Raw genomic sequence first — 18,814 nt, 5'->3', positions numbered from 1 at the left:
TAGGTGGCCCTAAAATTTTTTCAAAAAAAACGTCTCTCAGCGATTTAGTGCTATTTTTGAGGGTGTTAGCTTTTAAAATTTTTTTCGCCTTCATGAAACATCTTTTGTTGCTGGTCGGCCTGTTGGTTGCGTCGCTATCGGCTTCATCGCAAACAACCAGCACTACTTCCTCTCGTCCAGATTCACCCGCTCAATTTCTTGGCTACAAGATTGGCGAACGATTCAGTCCTCACCACCGTGTTATTGCGTATGCAGAACAAATTGCCCGACAGATGCCATCCCGGGTCAAATTGCTTCCTTACGGCACAACCTATGAAGGCCGTCAGCTAATGGCGGTTGCCGTTGCTTCAGAAGCAAATCTGGCTCGTCTCGAGGAGATTCGGACAAACAACCTCAAACGCATTGGTATGGTCGATGGTCAGCCGTCGAGTGCCTCACAACCGCCAATTGCGTGGCTTAGCTATAACGTTCACGGCAACGAGGCTGTCAGCTCAGAAGCGTTCATGGAAGTATTGTACCGCTTGCTCGATACATCTGACCCGGTTTCGCAGAAAATTATGAATACAACGGTCGTAATCCTCGATCCGGGTTTAAATCCCGACGGGCATGACCGGTACGTAAACTGGTACAACCAGATGCTGGGTCAGAACCCAGACCCAACGCCGTTTGCCCGCGAACACAACGAACCCTGGCCGGGTGGTCGCTATACCCACTATCTATTCGATCCGAACCGCGACTGGGCCTGGCAAACTCAGGAGATTACGCAGCAGCGTATGGCACTCTATCAGCAGTGGATGCCCCATCTGCACGGTGATTTCCACGAAATGGGCGTCGAAAGTCCATATTATTTTGCGCCGTCGGCTAAGCCGTACCACGAAGATATCACGCCATTCCAGCGTCAATTTCAGCAGACCATTGGTCAGTATTGCAGTCGCTACTTCGATAAAAACGGCTGGCTGTATTACACCCGCGAACGCTTTGATTTATTTTATCCAAGCTACGGCGATACCTATCCGACTTATAACGGAGCTATTGGGATGACCTACGAGCAGGGCGGTAACACCCGCGCGGGCCTGGCAATCGAGAGAAAAGACGGTGATACGCTAACCCTTCGCCAGCGGATCGATCACCACTACGTAGCCAGTATTGCTACGCTTGAATCGGTGGCCGATCGTCCGGCGGAAGTAGTAAAAGAGTTCGGTCAGTTTTTCGACAAATCGCGCAACTCGCCGATTGGCCCTTACAAAAGCTACGTCGTTAAAGCGAATGGCGACGCTGGCCGCCTGAAGGCACTACAACAACTGCTGGATCGTAATAAAATCACCTATGGTTACGCCGGGAAAGCGCAAACCCTGAACGGTTTTAACTACACAAGTCAGAAAAACGAAAAGAGTGTTGCCGTAGCCGCTGAGGATATGGTTATCAGTTCGTATCAGCCCAAATCAACGCTACTCAAGATTCTGTTTGAACCCAACTCTGCTTTGGAAGATTCGGCAACTTACGACATTACAGCCTGGTCGTTGCCGTACGCGTTCGGGCTGCAAACGTATGGTCTGACGACAAAACTTACGCCTTCGAGTACTCAACCCGCAGCGTCCAGCAAGCCTTCTTCAAGCACGGTTACGAAGCCGTACGCCTACATCGCGCAGTGGCAGTCGCTACCGGCGGTGCAACTGCTGGCGGGTCTATTGAAACAGAAAGTTCGGGTTAGAGCCGCCGAAAAGCCGTTCGAGTTAGATAACAAAACGTACCCATCGGGAACGCTCATCGTAACGCGGGCGGGTAACGAACGATTCGGTGATCGTCTCGATGCGCTGGTCCGGGCCGAAGCCGCCAAAGTTGGCGCTGACCTTACGCCTGTACAGACCGGTTTTGTAACGAAAGGCTCCGACTTCGGTTCTGATTTTGTTACGGGCCTGAAAGCCCCGCGCGTAGGACTTGTCATTGGTGACGGTACCCCTCCCCCATCGGCGGGGGAAATCTGGCATTTCTTCGACCAGGAGCTGAATTATCCGATTTCACTGCTGGATGGCAACACACTGGGCAACGTTGAATGGAACAAGCTGGACGTGCTGATCTTACCGACGAATTACAACTACGCCCGTTTCCTGAACGACAAAAATTTGTTGGCCATTAAAGAATGGGTACGGGCCGGTGGTAAACTTATCGCCCTGGAACGGGCTACGTCGTTTCTGGCGGGCAAGGACGGCTTCGATCTGAAAGAAAAAGAAGACAAGAGCGGTAAGGATAAAGACAAAGGAAAAGGTAATCCCGCCGACTCACTAAAGGTGTACGGCGACCGCGAACGGGTAGCGATCTCCGACGAAACGCCGGGTAGCATCTACCGCGTCAACATCGACACGACGCACCCGCTGGGTTTTGGCTTGAGTGGTGGTTATTACACGCTCGTGCAGAACACGTTCAATTTCGATTTTCTGAAAGATGGCTGGAACGTTGGTTACCTGAAAACCGACAATTACGTGGCTGGTTTCTCGGGTAAGAACGCGAAGGACAAACTGAAAAATACGCTGATGATGGGCGTTCAGAATTACGGTCGCGGCAGTATCGTTTACCTCGCGGATGACCCACTTTTCCGGGGCTTCTGGTACAACGGCAAACTACTTTTCGGTAACGCCGTCTTTATGGTTGGTAACTAACAAGAAGTAAGGTATAGAAGCACGAAAAGCGGACTTATGCCCGCTTTTCGTGCTTCTATACCTTACTTCTTGTTGACCGGAATAGGCTTCTCAAGATCGGCTTTCATCACGGCTGGTAACTGAAAAACGTCGCCAGCCTGATTACAGAAATACAAAAACGACGCGGATGGTTGACGAGCATTTCCATCGGCCCAGAACGCGTAAAAATCAGGATGCACGGCAACCGGACGACGGGGATAGGTTTGATTCCTAACGGTACTGGCCGTAATGGCTTTCGCCGACTTCCAGCTTTTCCCCCCATCGCGGCTTTCCAGCAACACCAGATTGCCACCTGTACCGTAGGGCTGCGGACCGGCTTCGGCGGGACCGATAATTCGCCAGGTATTGCCTTCGACATAAAGGGATCCCATATCGTAATTATGGTCCGACTGAGTCACGTCGTAGATACCCCATTGGCTCCCCGTCCAGTGCGCAATGTGCCAGCCGAAGGGCCCGTTGGCAGGACCGGGTTCGGGGCCTTTGCTGGTGATGTACAGAATAATCGGTCGCCCGGCCCCATCATAATTGACATCGCTGATGTACGCATTCAGCCCCAGGGATTTATAGTCCTTCACCAAAGCCGGATTATTGACCTCCGCCAATGGCAGTTTAAGCGATTCACCGCCAGCGGTGTGCCAAGTTTTGCCAAAATCGTCCGTTTCGATATAGTACACATTCGTGCGATAATCCAGTCCAGCGCCAACTTTGGTGTTTGGGTGGTAATTGAAAGCGCTACCTACTTTGTTTTTCCATTGCCCGCTCGTCTGATAGTGCCCTTCTTCGATAATCGCCAAATCCTGCCAGGCCGACCAGGTCGTGCCGTCCGGACTTGTGATAAACGAGATGGTCCGACGGGGTTTATTAGCCCCGTAAACTAGCACATCGCGGTCATAGTGGGTCATCAAATTAAGGAATCCTTGTCCCGGCTGGTAATAGGTTTGCAGGTACGAAAAGTTGTCGAATGGAATCCGTTGCCCTTTATTGTCAAGACGCGTAGCCGGAATCGACTCGAATTGACTTATGTCGTATGGCTTACGGCTCCGATGAATAAATGACGGTCGTTCGGTACCATGCGAGGTAGAAAACACCCAGACGTAGCCCTGTTCATCGAGCTGAATAACCGGATTGTCGTGCGCGTCGTCTGTGCCTTTTTTCAGCAGCAGCGTAGGCCGGGAGACCAGCCCCGTTTTGTGATCATAATAACCAACCATGTGACACAGATCGCGCGAAGACGAATCCGTGACGCCACCGTAGCAGAAAAACGTCCGGTTCACAGCCGACGCATAAACCGAAAAAGGATAGTGATTAGCCGGATACGTGCCCAATCCTCCGCTGTACTTGTAGGCATACTCATTTTTGGTGGGTCCGATAAAGTACCAGATACCATGGTATCCACTCGCTTTTTGGTTTAGTGTCTGCGCGTAATTCGTGAGCGCTGTAAGCAGGCAAAATACGGTCAGGCTTATACGTATCATTCGGAAAAGAGGTTAAACCAGTACTAGCTTTTATAAAGCGATACGGTCAACCGCTTCTACCCGAACTACGCGGTTACGTCCGTAGTCAGACTACGCGTTTTGAGTGCGCTGTCGCGAACATATTCGGAGGTTATCCTACCTTTATACCATCCATAGTACAGCCCCTTCTTTATGCCACGCATTATCGACCTTTCCAAACCGATTCGTTACAATTCCAGCGACCCGTGGTTTATGCGGGTCAAAATCAAACACAAACCACACCGTCAGGCCAAATGGCTTATCCGACTGCTGGGCCTTCCCTTTCGCTTGTTTCCCAAGGATTTCGTTGGCTGGGCCGACGACACGATTCAGTCAATGGGCGTTCATTCGACTACGCACATCGACGCGCCCTGGCATTACGCTCCTACCGTAGCTGGCCAACCAGCCAAAACAATTGATCAGATACCACTGGACTGGTGTTACGGCGACGGCGTTGTTATCGACATGAGCCACAAAGCGGATTTCGATGCGATCACGGTAGATGACCTACAGCATGCGCTTCAGAAGACGGGCGCAACCCTTAAACCCGCGATGATTGTTTTGATACGTACGGGTCGCGACAAGCTGAACGGTACCAAAGAATTTCCAGAAAAAGGAACCGGCATGAGCCCCGACGCTACACGCTGGCTAATTGATCAGGGCATCAAAGTCATGGGTATCGATCAGTGGGGTTGGGACTTACCGCTTCCGTACATGATTAAACAAGCCAAGCTAAGCGGTGATTCGGAGTTATTCTGGCAGGCTCATCTGGTTGGCCGCGAACAGGAATACTGCCATATGGAGCAGCTTGTCAACCTGGACGCGTTGCCACCCTTTGGTTTTAAAGTTTGTGTTTTTCCACTCAACATCATTGGGGCGTCGGCAGCTCCGGCACGCGTAGTCGCCCTACTGGATGAGTGACGTGTATCAAAACAAAAATGAGCAGGTAACTTTCTACCTGCTCATTAAACAACCAGCTCTCTATTGGTGAGTAAGGTACGTATTAGTCAGAACGACGGTCTGTAGCCGCTTTCTTATCGATACCTGTAGAATTGGGCTTAATCAAACCGCTGCCCACGCTGACGGGGAGCCGCCAGTTGGGGAGTTCGTCGCGGGTGATGACATCTTCATCCGTAAATAAGGCTTTTAGTCGATCAAGCGGTTGCTTTTTGATGTAATCCGCTCCCGTCCAGACCGACAACCAGGACCATCGGGTGCCAAAGCCGCGCATTTTGCGGGGATCAGGCAGATTGCCTGTTTCTGACAAGGCGACGAGTTTTTTGCCGTTCAACTGCGCCTGCGCACTGGCCCAGTTGCCGCTCATGTTCGCCGTTGCATCGGTATAAATATCCAGACCGACCACATCAACATATTGATCGCCAGGATACCAGTCGTTGTTAAACGTGTCGGTGCCCGTATACACCCAAATCAAATTGTGCAACTGATGGTACCTGGTAAGTCGGTCATAGACGATCTGCCAGAGTTCTTTGAACGGCCCGGCTCCTTTGGCTCCCCACCAGAACCAGCCGCCGGGTGCTTCGTGCAGCGGTCGCCACAGGACCGGCACATCGGCAGCCTGAAATTTCTTCAACTGCTCGGCAATGGCGTCAATGTCTTTGAGCAGAAGCCCATACCGTTCGCCTTTCTTATCAGCTAGCACCGAGGCTATGTCGAATGTGGAGGCCTCCGTATAAAAACCGCGCCACCATAGCTTATTGGGAGCCTCGTTGATCAGGTCGGCAGGCGCGTTCCAGTGCCAGAGCAGACTGACAATACCTCTGCCATCCCCCTTTTTGGCCCAGTCAATCATGGCTTCGCTTGTCCGTAGGGGTTTGACACCCTGCCGAACACGCGTCAGCGAGTAATCCATGAGATCGAACGAACCAATGGCAGACTCTTTGCCGGTTTTTTCCAGAACGTACTCAATGTCATCCTGCTGGCCCGAGATAACTTTACGGCCGTACTGGTCAATCAAAAATGAGAACAGACCCTTCGTTGATGGTGTAGCCTGGGCATCGACGAGCTGATTAGGTGGTTTAACGGGTACGATGATCGTGGTCGGCGTCAGTTGAATGTAGTCAACATCGAAAAAACCCCAGCCGCGATAAATCGTAATGGTGTTCAGACCATCGTGTAACAGCACCTTACCGAAATTGCTTGACCCAAAACCAGTTGACGTTTGCCGGAGCTTGCCGCTGCCCTTCTCGTCATTCACCTGAAAGTCAACGCCTTTGTCACCACGGGGAGATGCGTAACCGATGGCTAATTCATACAGACCTGCCGATGCCCTGAACGTCAGGCTTAACTTGGCCGTCGGATTGACGAAACCCGTTACGTAGCCGGTTCCCGAAAAGCCGGGATTGACAGAGGAGACGTCAACACCAGTCATCTCACCATGTTCAGCCTCGGCCCGCCCATTTACCAACGGAACAACACCCAATGATTCGTAGACAGCGTTGCGAGTCGCTGAAACGTTGGCTAGATTCGAACTGGCGGCAGATATAGTCGCATTATCGGCGAAGAATAACAGTAGCAAAAGGATACGCGTTTGCCGGAACAACGTACGTAAACCGCTGGGCATAAACATGAAATAAAAAGGCAAAAGGGTAGCTGGAAAGCTGTAGAATACAACTTTGGCGGTATGTATCAGTAACGGATTCGTAGTGATTCGGGCTGCGAAGTAGGCGAATCGAATGGAAGGGATTTACAGCATAAGAGGCAAGTTTTACCCTGCCTCTTACCTGTATCGTTTTTATTTATTTAACCAACATGATGTCGTCGAAGTAGAACGTTTCATCCTGGTTGTTCGGTCCCTGAATCCGGAACCCTACCTGGCTCAATTTTTTACCAGCTACCCAAAAATCAATGTCAGAAAGTTTAAGCTTGAAGTACGTCCAGGTTCCGGCTTTCACATCGATCTTATTTTTATCGTTGAAATCACCAAACCCGCCTTTACCAGCATCCGTTGTCAGGTAGAGCGAATAATCAGCAGATCCGCCTTTGATCCAGCCAGTTACGTAGGTGTAATCAGCGGAGTACGCAAGGGCCGATGACCAGTTTGCAAAAGCGATCAGGTGCCAGTTGCCTTTCTGGAAGTTCTTACCAATCGACGCTTTGCCTGACTTAAATTCCTTGGTCGATACGGCAGCCGCGTCGCCCCATGAACCATCCTGGAAACCATCGCCGTACGCATCGGTAAAAATCTGGTACGACTGGTCGATGTTCACAAATTCCTGCTTGGTGCGAATCCGTCCCGTGCTGTTCACGATGGCCAGCGTGGCGCGGCTCAGTTTAGACGAAGGCATTTTAACAACCAGTTGCTTTTGGTCTTTAGACACAATCGTCACCGGATCGGCGATTCCCCGAACCGAGTCGGAAAGCATCACCGAACTTACATCGCTCAGGTTGTTTCCGGTAAGCGTGATCTCGGTTCCTGCGGAGAAGTTGTAATTCGACACGTCCGAAACCGTCGGATAAGCCAGTGCTTTGAACGGTACGGTCAGCGTTCGTCCCGCGCTGTTGGTAAACACAATGTTCTGGGTACCACCCACTACCTCGGTCGGTACCCGGAAAATAATGGCGTTGTCGGTATTCAGCGTAGGCTGGAAACCGGCGGCTACGTTCTGCTTGTCGAACATAATGCTGCGTATGTCGCCAAGGCCGGTACCTGTCAGGGTGATAACCGTTCCGCCAGAGGCCGAATCAGGAGAAAGGGCCGTTGCAACCGGGTTACCCGGACCAATCTGCGGGCTTCCGTCGGTATCTTTTTCGCAGGAACTAATCACAAAACCGGTCAGCACCGTTAGGAAAGACAAGCCTGCTATTCGATTGAATCTATTGATTTTCATTTGATTATTTCGTTGGTATCAGCTACGTGAGACGTTGACCGAATTACTTGTAGTACGGAACAGGCTCTTTACTCAGCTCCGGGTCCTGTACGATTTCGCCGGCAGGGATTGGCAAATACATCTTGTCTTCCGTAAAGTTGGTGATGTAGTTGGCCCCGGTAACGGTGCCCCGGTTCTGTTTTTCGATCATCGCTTTTGCCTTTGCAAATCCCTGACGCTGAATGTCGTACCAGTAATCACCTTCGAACGCAAACTCAACCCGGCGCTCGTGCAAAATATCGTCCAGTGTAAACGACGTTCTGGGCGATAAGCCCGCGCGGGTCCGTACTTTATTCAACGCGTCAAGTGCTTTCGCATCACTCGTTGACTGCCCACCTGCCAGCGTCGCTTCGGCGTAAATCAGTAGGACGTCGGCGTAACGCAGCAGCACAACATTATTGCCCGAATTCTGGCCAAGCACCGGATCTCCGCCAAAGCTCTTACCGGGACCAGCAAAGTACTTGGCGATGTTGGAGCGGGTAGCGTTCAGGATACCACCGTCTTCGGTTGGTTGCAGCGTGTCGTATTTAAACCCATTCGCCATAAACGCATTATACTTCGGCGCGTTGACACGCTGGGGCTTCCAGTTTGGGTTCGTCCAGCCGTGTTCCATCACCGACCATTTCCGACGCAGATCACCGAACTCGTATTCTTTCAGGATATCAAGCGATGGAACGTACATTTCCCACGCATCCGCTTCGGCCGTGCGAAGGTTTCCCGCACCCCGGTCGGCATTCTTCAGATTACCGGTTCCCCAGGGATCACCCGACAACTGATGCTGAATCGAAAAAAGCGACTCCGCGTTGTTGTTCATGCTCATTTTGGTGAACATGCCGTTGTAATCGCTCACCAGGCTGTATCGACCTGAATTGATTACCTCTTCGGCCTTTGCTTTTGCGTTCGCGTAATCTTTGCTGTAGAGATACAGCTTCGCCATCATTCCCTTCGCCGAATACTTCGTCAACCGTCCGGCAGCATCAGACTCGGGCAAGCTTGCTTCGGCTAGTTTCAATTCTTCCAGCGCAAACCGAAGCACGTCTTTTTGCAGATAACGCGGAATATTGAAGTTACCCGACAAGGCGGTTTCACCCGGATCGGTAATGATTGGAGCCGCTCCCCAGGTGCGGGCGATGTAGAAATAAACGGCACCCCGAATAAAGTGGCATTCCGCAATGGCGGGGTCCAGATAAGCCGCGCCACCACCCGCTGCTTTCTTTTCTTCGAACGTTTTGATCATTACGTTGGCATAGCCAATGATCTTGTAAAACGCACTCCAGGCGGCTCCAACCCGTTCGGAAGCTCCGGAAACGGTGAAGTTCAGGTATTCAACGTCGGTATAGGTAAACATGTTACCCGCCATCACGTCACCAATCGCATCCTGCGCCCGGCTCTCGTAGTTACGCCAGGGCAAGCCGCTATACAGCGTACTAGTCGCCGACCGTACCTCGTCGGCATTGTTGTAATAATTTCCGGTTGTGGTGCCTGACAGCGAAGGTCGATCAATGAAGTCTTTCGAACACGAAGACAACAAAGCGGCCGGAAGCATCAGGGCATATAATGGCTTTAGTTTCATAATCTTGTATTGAGTGGTTGGGTGAATGAACGATTGAGTGGCATTGTTCGCTCAACCGTTCATTCACCAACGAATGTTAGAATTGTAGATTGGCACCTACGGTAAACGTGCGTGGGTTTGGATAGTGGCCCGTATCTACGTTCATCAGTTTGATGCTGTTGTTAAACGCACCGATCTCTGGATCGTAGCCCGAATACTTGGTGAATGTTTTCAGGTTCTGAATCGAACCGTAGACGCGCAGATTAGACACCTTCACTTTGTTCAACAAGTTTTTCGGCAGCCGGTAGCCCAGCGTAATATTCTGAATACGAGCGTACGACGCATCTTCCACGTAGCGATCCGACATCGCTATGTTGTTTTTGTTGGTGTTTGTGAAGCGCGGCAGCGACCCGTTCGGGTTCGACTCAGTATAGCGATCCGTCACCGTTTTCAGCTGGTTGGTATAGGCGTTGTTTAGTCCTTCCAACTGCCAGCGTAGGAAGTTGAACGCTTTGGCCCCCTGGCTACCCTGGAAGAACAACGAAAAGTCGAAATCACCGTAGTTCAAAGTGTTGGTAAAGCCCCAGGTGAATTTCGGCAGCGGGCTACCGATGAAGGTAAGATCCTGCGCGTCAATTTTTCCATCGCCGTTGATGTCTTTGTAGCGAATGTCGCCCAGCCAGGTTTCGTTGGTGTTTACTTTATACCCGAACTGAGGAAGGCTGGCGTCCAGATCCGCCTGCGTACGAAACAAACCGTCCGTTACCAATCCCCAGAATGAACCTACCGGACGGCCCGGTGTGGTGTGCGTAACCAGGTAGTTGTTGTAATACACTTTCCCATCAAGCGCAGAAGCGGCACTAGCGGCTTTTTCGTAGCGGTTGGTGAACTGCGTAAATACGACGTTCGACTTCCAGCTGAAATTGCCTTTCTTGATATTCGTAGTTGTCAGACCAATATCAACTCCGGTATTGGTCATCTGACCAGCATTGCCTAGCGGTGCTTTGAGATCGTCCCACTGGTCGCCCACGCCGATCAGGTTTGGCCCCGTCAGGAAAATAATCATGTCGGAGGTTACTTTCCGGTACACATCGATCGTCGCGTCGACCCGGCCATTCAGGAAGCCCAGATCAACACCGGCGTTGGCCGTTTTTACCGACTCCCATTTCAGATTTGGGTTTGGAATCCCGTTAATCATGTTCGATGAGCCGAAACCGACCGGACCCGAGAAAAACTGCACAGCTCCTACGTAAGCCGGGTTTGGCGCACCACCGGGGAAGTTCTGGTTACCTACGATCCCGTAGCCTAGGCGAAGTTTTGCGTAGCTCAGCACTTTCGAAATGTCGCCTTTCATGAATTTCTCGTTCGAAAGGGTCCAGCCAGCCGACACACCGGGGAAATAACCCCACCGATTGTTCGGACCGAAGTTTGACGAACCATCGGCGCGGAAACTAGCCGACAGCGAGAAGCGATCATCGTAGGTGTAATTAGCCCGGGCAAAATACGATTCCATTGCCCACTGGCCTTTACCACCACCCAAGCCCCAGGTAGTCTGGTCGGCGCTACCAGTGTTCAGGTCAAAGATGTTGGCCTGCAAATCGACTTTGGTACCCGAAATCGACTGGTAGTACGAGTTTTGCGCCTGATGGCCCAACGTTGCCTGAAAACCGTGTTTGTTGATGTACTTGTTATAGTTCAGGTAATTGGTAATCGAGTAGTAATAGCTGTCCGACCGCGAATCAATCAGTTTACTCCGGAACGATGTGCCCCCTACGTTTCCGGCTTTCTGAAACGCCACGTTGTTGTCCTGCCCCAACGAATACGACAGCTCATTCCGCAACGACAGATCCTTGGTTAGTTGCAGTTCAGCGTACAGACTACCAAAAACAGTATTCGTCGTTTTGGTATTGCCCCGGTACTGGCTGTTGCCCACCAAGTTAGCGTTGTTGTATTGGACACCACCAACGGTTTGACCACCGCCCCAGGAGCCATCCAGATTTTTGACGGGAATCAGCGGGCTGGTCGATGCACCCCACCAGATGGTTCCTTCGGCGGCATCGGCCAGCGAGACGTTCTGAATGCTGCGCGAGACGTTGGCACTCAAGCCGACTTTAACCCAGTTTTTCAACTGCGTATCCAGGCTGAAACGTGATGCGTACCGTTTGAAATCCGAACCAAGCAGAATCCCTTTGTTGTCGAAGTAGTTCAGCGACAGGTAGTACGTCGTCTTGTCGCGGCCACCCGAAAAGCTTAGCTGGTGGTTGTTGATCGCTCCGCGCTGGAACATAGCTTCCTGCCAATCCGTACCCGTTCCTAACAAATCGGGGTTCTTGAATTCGTCAGCGACCGGATTCCCGATAATCGGCAGCACTTCATTTTGATAGCGGGCAAAATCGCGCAGGTTCATCAGATCCATCCGACGCGCTACTTCCGAAACGCCCGTGTACATTTCGTAGTTGATCTTACCTTCGCCCTGCTTACCTTTTTTGGTCGTAACCAGAATAACCCCGTTGGCCGCCTGAGAACCGTAGATGGCCTGCGCCGACGCATCTTTCAACACGTCGATGGATTCGATGTCGTTCGGGTTCAGCATCGCCATGACGCTGTTGCCGGTTTGTCCATCACCACCGCCCAGACCCGCATAGCCCGAACTCGCCGAAGTGTTCCCATTGACAAAAGGCACCCCGTCGATTACAAACAAGGGGTCGTTGCTGTTGATGGACGTAACACCACGTACTTTAACCGATACACCACCGCCGGGCTGTCCGCCGTTGCTGGTTACAGTTACACCAGCCGCTTTGCCCTGGAGAAGTTGGTCAACACCAGCCGCCGGAATATCTTTTAGCTCAGCCGCTTTGACCGTTGTGATGGACGATGTAACGTCCGACCGTTTTGCCGTACCATACCCGATCACCACGACTTCGTCCAGCGACTGATCGCCGGTTGCCAGTGTAATGTTCAGCGTCGTGCGCGTGCCGACTTCAACTTCCTGCGTTTTCATCCCGATAAACGAGAAAACCAGTATTTTGGAACCAGCGGGCATATTGATCGAGAAACGCCCTTCTGCGTCGGTTGTGGTACCAAGCTGCGTACCTTTCACTGACACAGTTGCACCGGGTAACGTATTGCCTTTTTCGTCCGAAACGACCCCTTTGATGAGCGCCTTTACGTCCGATGCGTTGTTGATGCCCGCTTTGGCATCTTTGGTAGTAGCCAGAACCGATCGATTTTTGTCGAGGGCCATTCTGCTGATGGTTCGGTCTTGAGCAGAGACAGTAAGCCAACTACTCAGGACGAACACGCCTGAAAGCACATGTTTGATCATACGAAAAGTTAAATGGAATTAAGGATGTAGACGTAGTAGGTTAAATACCTGCATTGTGCTATCCCTGAACAGTTTTACAGTTAATTGGAAGATTTACGCACTGGATAGTATTGGTTGAGCTTGTCTATGAACGGGCAGCGAAATCATCACAGAGGTTCCTTTACCGGGCTCACTCTGCCACATAACCTGCCCACCGAGGTACGCTATACGCGATTTGATATTGGCGATGCCATTGCCTTTTAATGGGGTATTTTCAAAGTCTCCACCCTGCCCGTCGTCATCAACACTGATCAGCGTTGTTTCATCACTGGCCATGAGTTGCACCGTAATAGTCTGCGCACTGGCGTGTTTGAGCGCATTGTTCAGCAACTCCTGCACGACCCGGTAGATCATAACCGAGGCTTCATCATCCAGCGCGGGTACTTCGCCGTAATGTTCCAGCACGAGCTTGGTCTGATTGACAAGGTTTAACTTTTGAACCAGATCTTCTAGCGCCGGAATCAGGCCAAACGTAGACAAGGCATACGGACGGAGGTCATTGGATATTAATCGAGTTTCGGTACAGGCTTCATCTAAAAACTGGTTTAACGGCTCCTTAACGGACAAGGGTAACTGCTCCTGGTGCGCTTCGACAAACAACTTGATACGAGACAACTGAATACCCAGACCATCGTGCAAGTCACGGGCAATACGACTGCGTTCTCCCTCCTGCCCTTCGATCATTGCCCGCAGCGATTTCAACTCCAGCTGGCGAATCTGCTGTTGCGCAATAACGGTTTGCTGGTGGGCAATCAACTTTTGCTGACGACGCAGATAGATCAAGGCACCAACACCTAATACACTGATTAGTAGCCCAACCGCCAGCATTGAATTGAGAACCCGCTGGTGCTGGCTCTGCTGTTCCGCCAATTGTTTTTCTACGGCCAATGTTTTGATCTGACTGTCCAACTCCTGCAAACGAATGCTTTTCGTTTGTTCGGATGAATAAAACTGATGCTCAAAATCAAGCGCTTTTAAGGAAGCTTCATAGGCGTTTTTGTAATCCCCGATGCGTGAGTAACTGTCTGCCGTATGCCGCGACAACTCCCGAAGCATGGCTATGTTGTTTTCGGTCCTGGCGATTTTAAAACTTCTCTGGTACGCTTCAATCGCTTCTTTCGATTGATCTCTGAACTGTTTGACAAGGCCCAGATAAAAATGATCTAAGGCTATCAACCAGTTAATTTTCAATCGTGTCGATAACACCAAACTTTTACTGGCGAAATAGTCAGCGGAGTCGGGTTGCTTCAACCGTGAATACGTGTTCGCCAGCAAATTTTGCGCATAGGCCTGCGAGTATGCCTGTTTGTACTGAACACTTAACCGTTCGGCTTCGCGCAATTGTGTAATTAGGTTACGTGGTATCGGATTTTTGTTCTGAGCGATGTTGGCAAGCCCCAGTCTGCACTCGATGACTTTAGGCATGTTGTGGGTTCGCTCAAAATAGGACTGCGCTTTCCGCAGGTATTTATCGGCGTACGGCTGCATGAAATAATCATGGGTGTAGTAATCGCCAATGACAATGTGTTCGTTGTAGTAACCTAATGAATCGTCGGCTAAGCTGTAGTATTTCAGGCTATTGAAGTACGAATCGATTGTGTACTTGTTGTACCCGTACCGTTGATGGTACTGCCACCCCAATTGCTCGTACGACTTGGCAACCTGCTCATATTTTTTGTCGTTGACCTGGCGCTTAATCTGGTTTTTCAAGCTGTCAATCGACGCTGATTCCGACACAGCCTTAACCGGCTGGAAGCGGCCACTTACTCCAACGAGCAACAAAGCCGCAATCCACCAAAAAGGAAGTATCAAGCGCGTAAAATGAACCTTCATTAATCTATTTCGACAACCAGCAGCTATTAATCAATGTATTGCATTTCCATAGCAGTCTTAATGAGCAGGGCTGTATTGGGTACGCCAAACTTCATTAGTAAACTACTCCGGTGAAATTCGACGGCTTTCGCGCTGACAAACAGTTGAGTAGCCATTTGCTGGGTCGTCATTCCCTGTGCCATCAGGGCGAGCACTTCCGATTCGCGGGGTGTCAGATTAGGCTTTATACCCACCCCAGCGGTTGACTTGCGCGCCTTTGGACTATCGTTTAGCAGAATGTGCGTTATGGTATCGTTAAAATATTGCTTCTCCTGATGAACCGTCTGAATAGCCTGTAATAACTCCGTCTTGGTTGTATTCTTCAACAGATAACCCTTAGCTCCTTTTTTGACAACCCGCTTAATAAGGCTTGCATCGTCGTGCATGGTTAGCGCCACAACTTTTGTATTCGGATAGGTACGCGTTATGTGTTCACACAAACCCAGGCCATCTTCTATCTGCGGAAACGAAATGTCTAATAAAACGACGTCGATTGGTGTCAGGATCAGCCGTTCAATAACCGACTGCACGGTGTAGCATCGCTCTGTCACCACTATATCCGGCGAACCCGAAACAAGCGATTCGATGCCCTCAACAAACACGTTATGATCATCAGCGATAAGTACTCGTATCATTAATTTTTTTGTGTACTAGTAGACGCAAAGGAAAACAGCTATGTGTAGTTTGATTCGTATTGCTGACCTATTAAAAATGATAGTACCGTTCCTCCTCTCAGCAACAAATAGAACTTTGTTTATCAAAAGTAGGATTAACGCCCGGCGTAGAGAATAGTAAAAACCCAACTGTTTAGAAATATAGGGTTTACCCTATACTCTTTTTTTCATCACTAAAATTAACAATAATATAATTTAAGTCCAACTTATACGTGCATTATTCAAGCGTCAATTGTGATCTATATCGTTAGAATTATAATTCACTAAACGAATTTCACCACCAATTATTGACCAAAAAGGGGGTTAACAAAACAAGCATTTGTTTTGTTAACCCCCTTTTTTCGGCATTTGACTTTCGTCCTTGAGCACAGCCCGCCACCAAGCTTAGGTTTCGCCCGGACTCCAATCCGTTGCCTCGCTACTTCTTGCTCTTTAAGCGATCTTCCAGCAGTTTGATATAATATCCGCCAACGACCGAGCGAGCCTGAAAACCAACCTGCTTGGCATCGGTCGTTTCGTGCCAGTCGGAAAGGGGTACGCGCGACGGCGTTTCGTTGGCAAATTTCCAGATTGGTTTAATTAACGCCTGGAAATCCTGGTCGGAATCAGCCAGCGTAGCCGTCCACATAATCCAGTCCGATTTGGTGTAGGTTTTGCGACTGTCGAGTGGCAATCCGTACGTGTTCTGGTGCTTCAGGTAGAAGGCAATTTCTTTCTGCGCTACCTCAGCCGGGAAAACGTTTAAGTCTAGAAGTTTATCCCAGACGATGTTGTACTTCTGGCTCCAGCTACCGGGCGTTTTGTCGAACGTGAGCGCATAGTGATCTCCCTCCCCATCGAGTTGCATCCATTTGCGGGCCAGCTCACGCGCCAGAGTAAAATGTTCATCCGCTGTTTTCTGGTCGCCCATCATCTGCGCCATTTTCGCGTAACAGGCAATGCCCACAATCGCTTTCGCCGATAAATTAGCGTTACGGGCCAGATGTCCTGCAAAGTCGTCGGTACAGAGCTGATTCGTTGGATCGAAGCCATCGCGCTTCAGGAACCCGGCCCATTTGGTCAGCGTCGGCCAATGCTCGCGAGCAAAATCAGGCTTACCGTCGATCTGAGCGACAGCGGCTGTTATAATCATCATATTGCCCGCTTCTTCGACTGGCATGTCTTCGCCGTACGTCTGTCCGTTCGCCAGTGGGTACGTTCCAACGTCATGCGCCGGAAAATCTTTTTTCCACCGGCCCGATTCGCTGTAATCGAAAATAAAGCGTAGTAATCCCTTGGCCAGTTCGTTACTATACAACAGGAATAGCGGAGCCGACGGGTACGTTATATCCACCGTACCAATTGAGCCGTTTGAGAAATTCTCCTTCGAGAAAAACAGCACGGGAGCCTCCTTGCCCGCAGCACTTGGACCAGCCACAATCTTATGAGCCGATATGGCCTGACGATACGCCAGAACGCACAGATCAGCGTACTCTTTTCCGCCTGCTTTTTCGGCATCAGCCCGTACTTTGGCGTCAAAATCCGTGCATTTCTTCTGTAGTCTGTCGTACTCTTTCTCCGCCATTTGCAGCAGATCCGGCATCGTTGTCTTCCCATCCCGACGCCACCAGGCCCGCAGGTTTTGCCCAAAATACTGTACCGAATATAAGTCGTCGTAGGCCAGCATCAGGTGCTTTGCCGTTGCCTGCTTCACGTTGCCCAGATCGAGCACAGCGGCCATTGCCATCGTTTGTGCCGGTTCGGCACCGGCTTTGGGGGTTGCAGTCGGCAGTTGTCCATTCGCCGTAAAGGCCTGCTTCATCGCGGTGGCTTCACCCGATGCGGTTCGGCTACCCGTCGATGCCTGTGGTAGGGCCAGGTACGCGTATCCCCAGTCAATACGGATGTTATCGCCTTTTTTCTGTAGTACCGGCTGTTCCTGGGTACCGACCATCTGATACGTAACTCCTGACGTCTGCCCAGCCTTCGCCGTCACGGTCTGTCCGGCATTGTTTGTCGCAATGGTAGCCGATTCACTAAAAAGAACCTGCACCGAATGAGGCTTGCCATCGCTCGATTTCGCCGTAAACTTAACGTAAGTCACCGGGCGGGCGGCAACGTCAAGTTCATCCAAGAGCAGGGGCGACAGAAAGTTGACCGTCAGTCCAACCGGACCCGCCGTAAAGGTGTACTCGGTTTGGGTGGCCGACACGTTGACAGCCGTTTGCGTAGCCGTCGTTATCGCCGATGACGTTATCGGGTTGACAATACCAACATCAACAAATGACCCACCGCGTGGACTGACACAATGGACCGCCAGCACGTTTTTACCCGTTTTTAGTGCTTTCTGCCCTTCTGCCGACAACGGCAACAGAACGTATTCGCTGACGTAATCCGCCTTAGACAGAATTTTTGTGCCGTTTAGGTAAATGTCAACATCATCGTCGTGATTCAGCGATAACAGCAGCTTAGCAGGATTCGCTTTTCCATCGTACGTAAACTCACGGCGAACGTAGATACCATCCTTCATCGTGTCGCTATTGACCCACCGGGTTTTTGCTTCGGGCGTGTCACCGAACGGACCTAGTGCCGATGTCCAGCCTTTCGCGTCAAAATCGGGCTTTTCCCAACCTGATCCCGGATTTTTGGTCGTGTATAAAGCCGTGTACGGTTTTAGTTCACCGGTTGGCAGAATGGCTTGGTAGGTGGTTGGAACAGCTCCCAGAAACTGGTATACCTTACCATCAACCCGAATAATACCTTCGAGGGATTGCGGCTTACCGGTCCAGTGGCGCGTGGGCGAATCCGTCAGTTTGTCGGTGTTACTCCATACGCTGAAGTAAGGATCGTGCGTTACCAGCGGGTAAGCAGGTGGCCGCAGCGACTGCGCCTGTGCTCCGTTGATAAGCAGGGAAGCGATTACAGCACAGGTTGAGCGGAATAGATTGTTGGCTTGCATTGATAATTAATTGTTTTACCCTAAGCGGTACTGTCGGAACGTGTAAATCATTGCAAAATCGACCTTTAGGTGATCCGTTAAACAAGCAGCTCATGGAGCGTTAACCCCATATCTAGCTTTGCTCATTGCGTATCGGCGATTGATTTACTGCGCTAATTTCGGTAGGAAGACCTTACCTTATTCGGTCTAAACCTTACCAGCCTGTTAGTATTTGTGATAACCCGTTCTGCTCGCAACATTTGGTACGTGGCAAACCTGTTGTAAGCGGTTCACTACTAGCCTGAAGTGCACAAAAAAAGCAGAGAGTAGTCTCCCTGCTTATCGGCATTCAGTACCTT

Annotated in this window: 10 protein-coding genes; 2 read left to right on the top strand and 8 right to left on the bottom strand. The window is 50.7% G+C overall.

Annotated features, from left to right (window positions below; all coding sequences use genetic code 11):
* The first annotated feature begins 92 nt into the window (after positions 1–92).
* On the top strand, positions 93–2,657 hold the full coding sequence (locus tag LQ777_RS07855; protein WP_232561968.1) for a M14 metallopeptidase family protein: 2,565 nt from the start codon (positions 93–95) through the stop codon (positions 2,655–2,657).
* A 62-nt stretch (positions 2,658–2,719) separates the two neighbouring features.
* Here the strand turns inward: LQ777_RS07855 and LQ777_RS07850 are convergent, their stop codons facing one another.
* Positions 2,720–4,171 carry a BNR-4 repeat-containing protein gene (locus tag LQ777_RS07850; protein WP_232561967.1) on the bottom strand — a complete coding sequence of 484 codons (1,452 nt, stop codon included), beginning with the start codon at positions 4,169–4,171 and terminating at the stop codon, positions 2,720–2,722.
* Between the two features lie 171 nt (positions 4,172–4,342).
* Between LQ777_RS07850 and LQ777_RS07845 the strand changes: the two genes are divergently transcribed.
* Complete coding sequence (locus LQ777_RS07845; protein ID WP_232561966.1) at positions 4,343–5,110, top strand: cyclase family protein; 768 nt, start codon at positions 4,343–4,345, stop codon at positions 5,108–5,110.
* Between the two features lie 82 nt (positions 5,111–5,192).
* Here LQ777_RS07845 and LQ777_RS07840 read toward each other — a convergent pair whose 3' ends face one another.
* From LQ777_RS07840 to LQ777_RS07810, 7 genes are all read right to left on the bottom strand, one after another.
* The gene (locus tag LQ777_RS07840; protein ID WP_232561965.1) at positions 5,193–6,770 is read right to left on the bottom strand and encodes a glycosyl hydrolase; all 1,578 of its coding nucleotides are present in this window, start codon (positions 6,768–6,770) and stop codon (positions 5,193–5,195) included.
* 175 nt (positions 6,771–6,945) lie between these two features.
* Positions 6,946–8,037 carry an IPT/TIG domain-containing protein gene (locus LQ777_RS07835; protein ID WP_232561964.1) on the bottom strand — a complete coding sequence of 364 codons (1,092 nt, stop codon included), beginning with the start codon at positions 8,035–8,037 and terminating at the stop codon, positions 6,946–6,948.
* A 43-nt stretch (positions 8,038–8,080) separates the two neighbouring features.
* A complete protein-coding gene (locus tag LQ777_RS07830; RefSeq protein WP_232561963.1) occupies positions 8,081–9,649 on the bottom strand; it encodes a RagB/SusD family nutrient uptake outer membrane protein in 1,569 nt (522 codons plus the stop codon).
* Positions 9,650–9,725: 76 nt separating this feature from the next.
* Positions 9,726–12,953, bottom strand: a complete 3,228-nt coding sequence (locus LQ777_RS07825; protein WP_232561962.1) for a SusC/RagA family TonB-linked outer membrane protein — start codon at positions 12,951–12,953, stop codon at positions 9,726–9,728.
* 93 nt (positions 12,954–13,046) lie between these two features.
* Positions 13,047–14,804 carry a tetratricopeptide repeat-containing sensor histidine kinase gene (locus tag LQ777_RS07820; RefSeq protein WP_232561961.1) on the bottom strand — a complete coding sequence of 586 codons (1,758 nt, stop codon included), beginning with the start codon at positions 14,802–14,804 and terminating at the stop codon, positions 13,047–13,049.
* 47 nt (positions 14,805–14,851) lie between these two features.
* Positions 14,852–15,499 carry a response regulator transcription factor gene (locus LQ777_RS07815; protein ID WP_232561960.1) on the bottom strand — a complete coding sequence of 216 codons (648 nt, stop codon included), beginning with the start codon at positions 15,497–15,499 and terminating at the stop codon, positions 14,852–14,854.
* 457 nt (positions 15,500–15,956) lie between these two features.
* Positions 15,957–18,476 carry a glutaminase family protein gene (locus tag LQ777_RS07810; RefSeq protein WP_232561959.1) on the bottom strand — a complete coding sequence of 840 codons (2,520 nt, stop codon included), beginning with the start codon at positions 18,474–18,476 and terminating at the stop codon, positions 15,957–15,959.
* Between the last annotated feature and the right edge of the window lie 338 nt (positions 18,477–18,814).

Source organism: Spirosoma oryzicola, from assembly GCF_021233055.1.
GTDB lineage: Bacteria > Bacteroidota > Bacteroidia > Cytophagales > Spirosomataceae > Spirosoma > Spirosoma oryzicola.
This window is presented reverse-complemented; position numbering and strand designations above follow the sequence as displayed.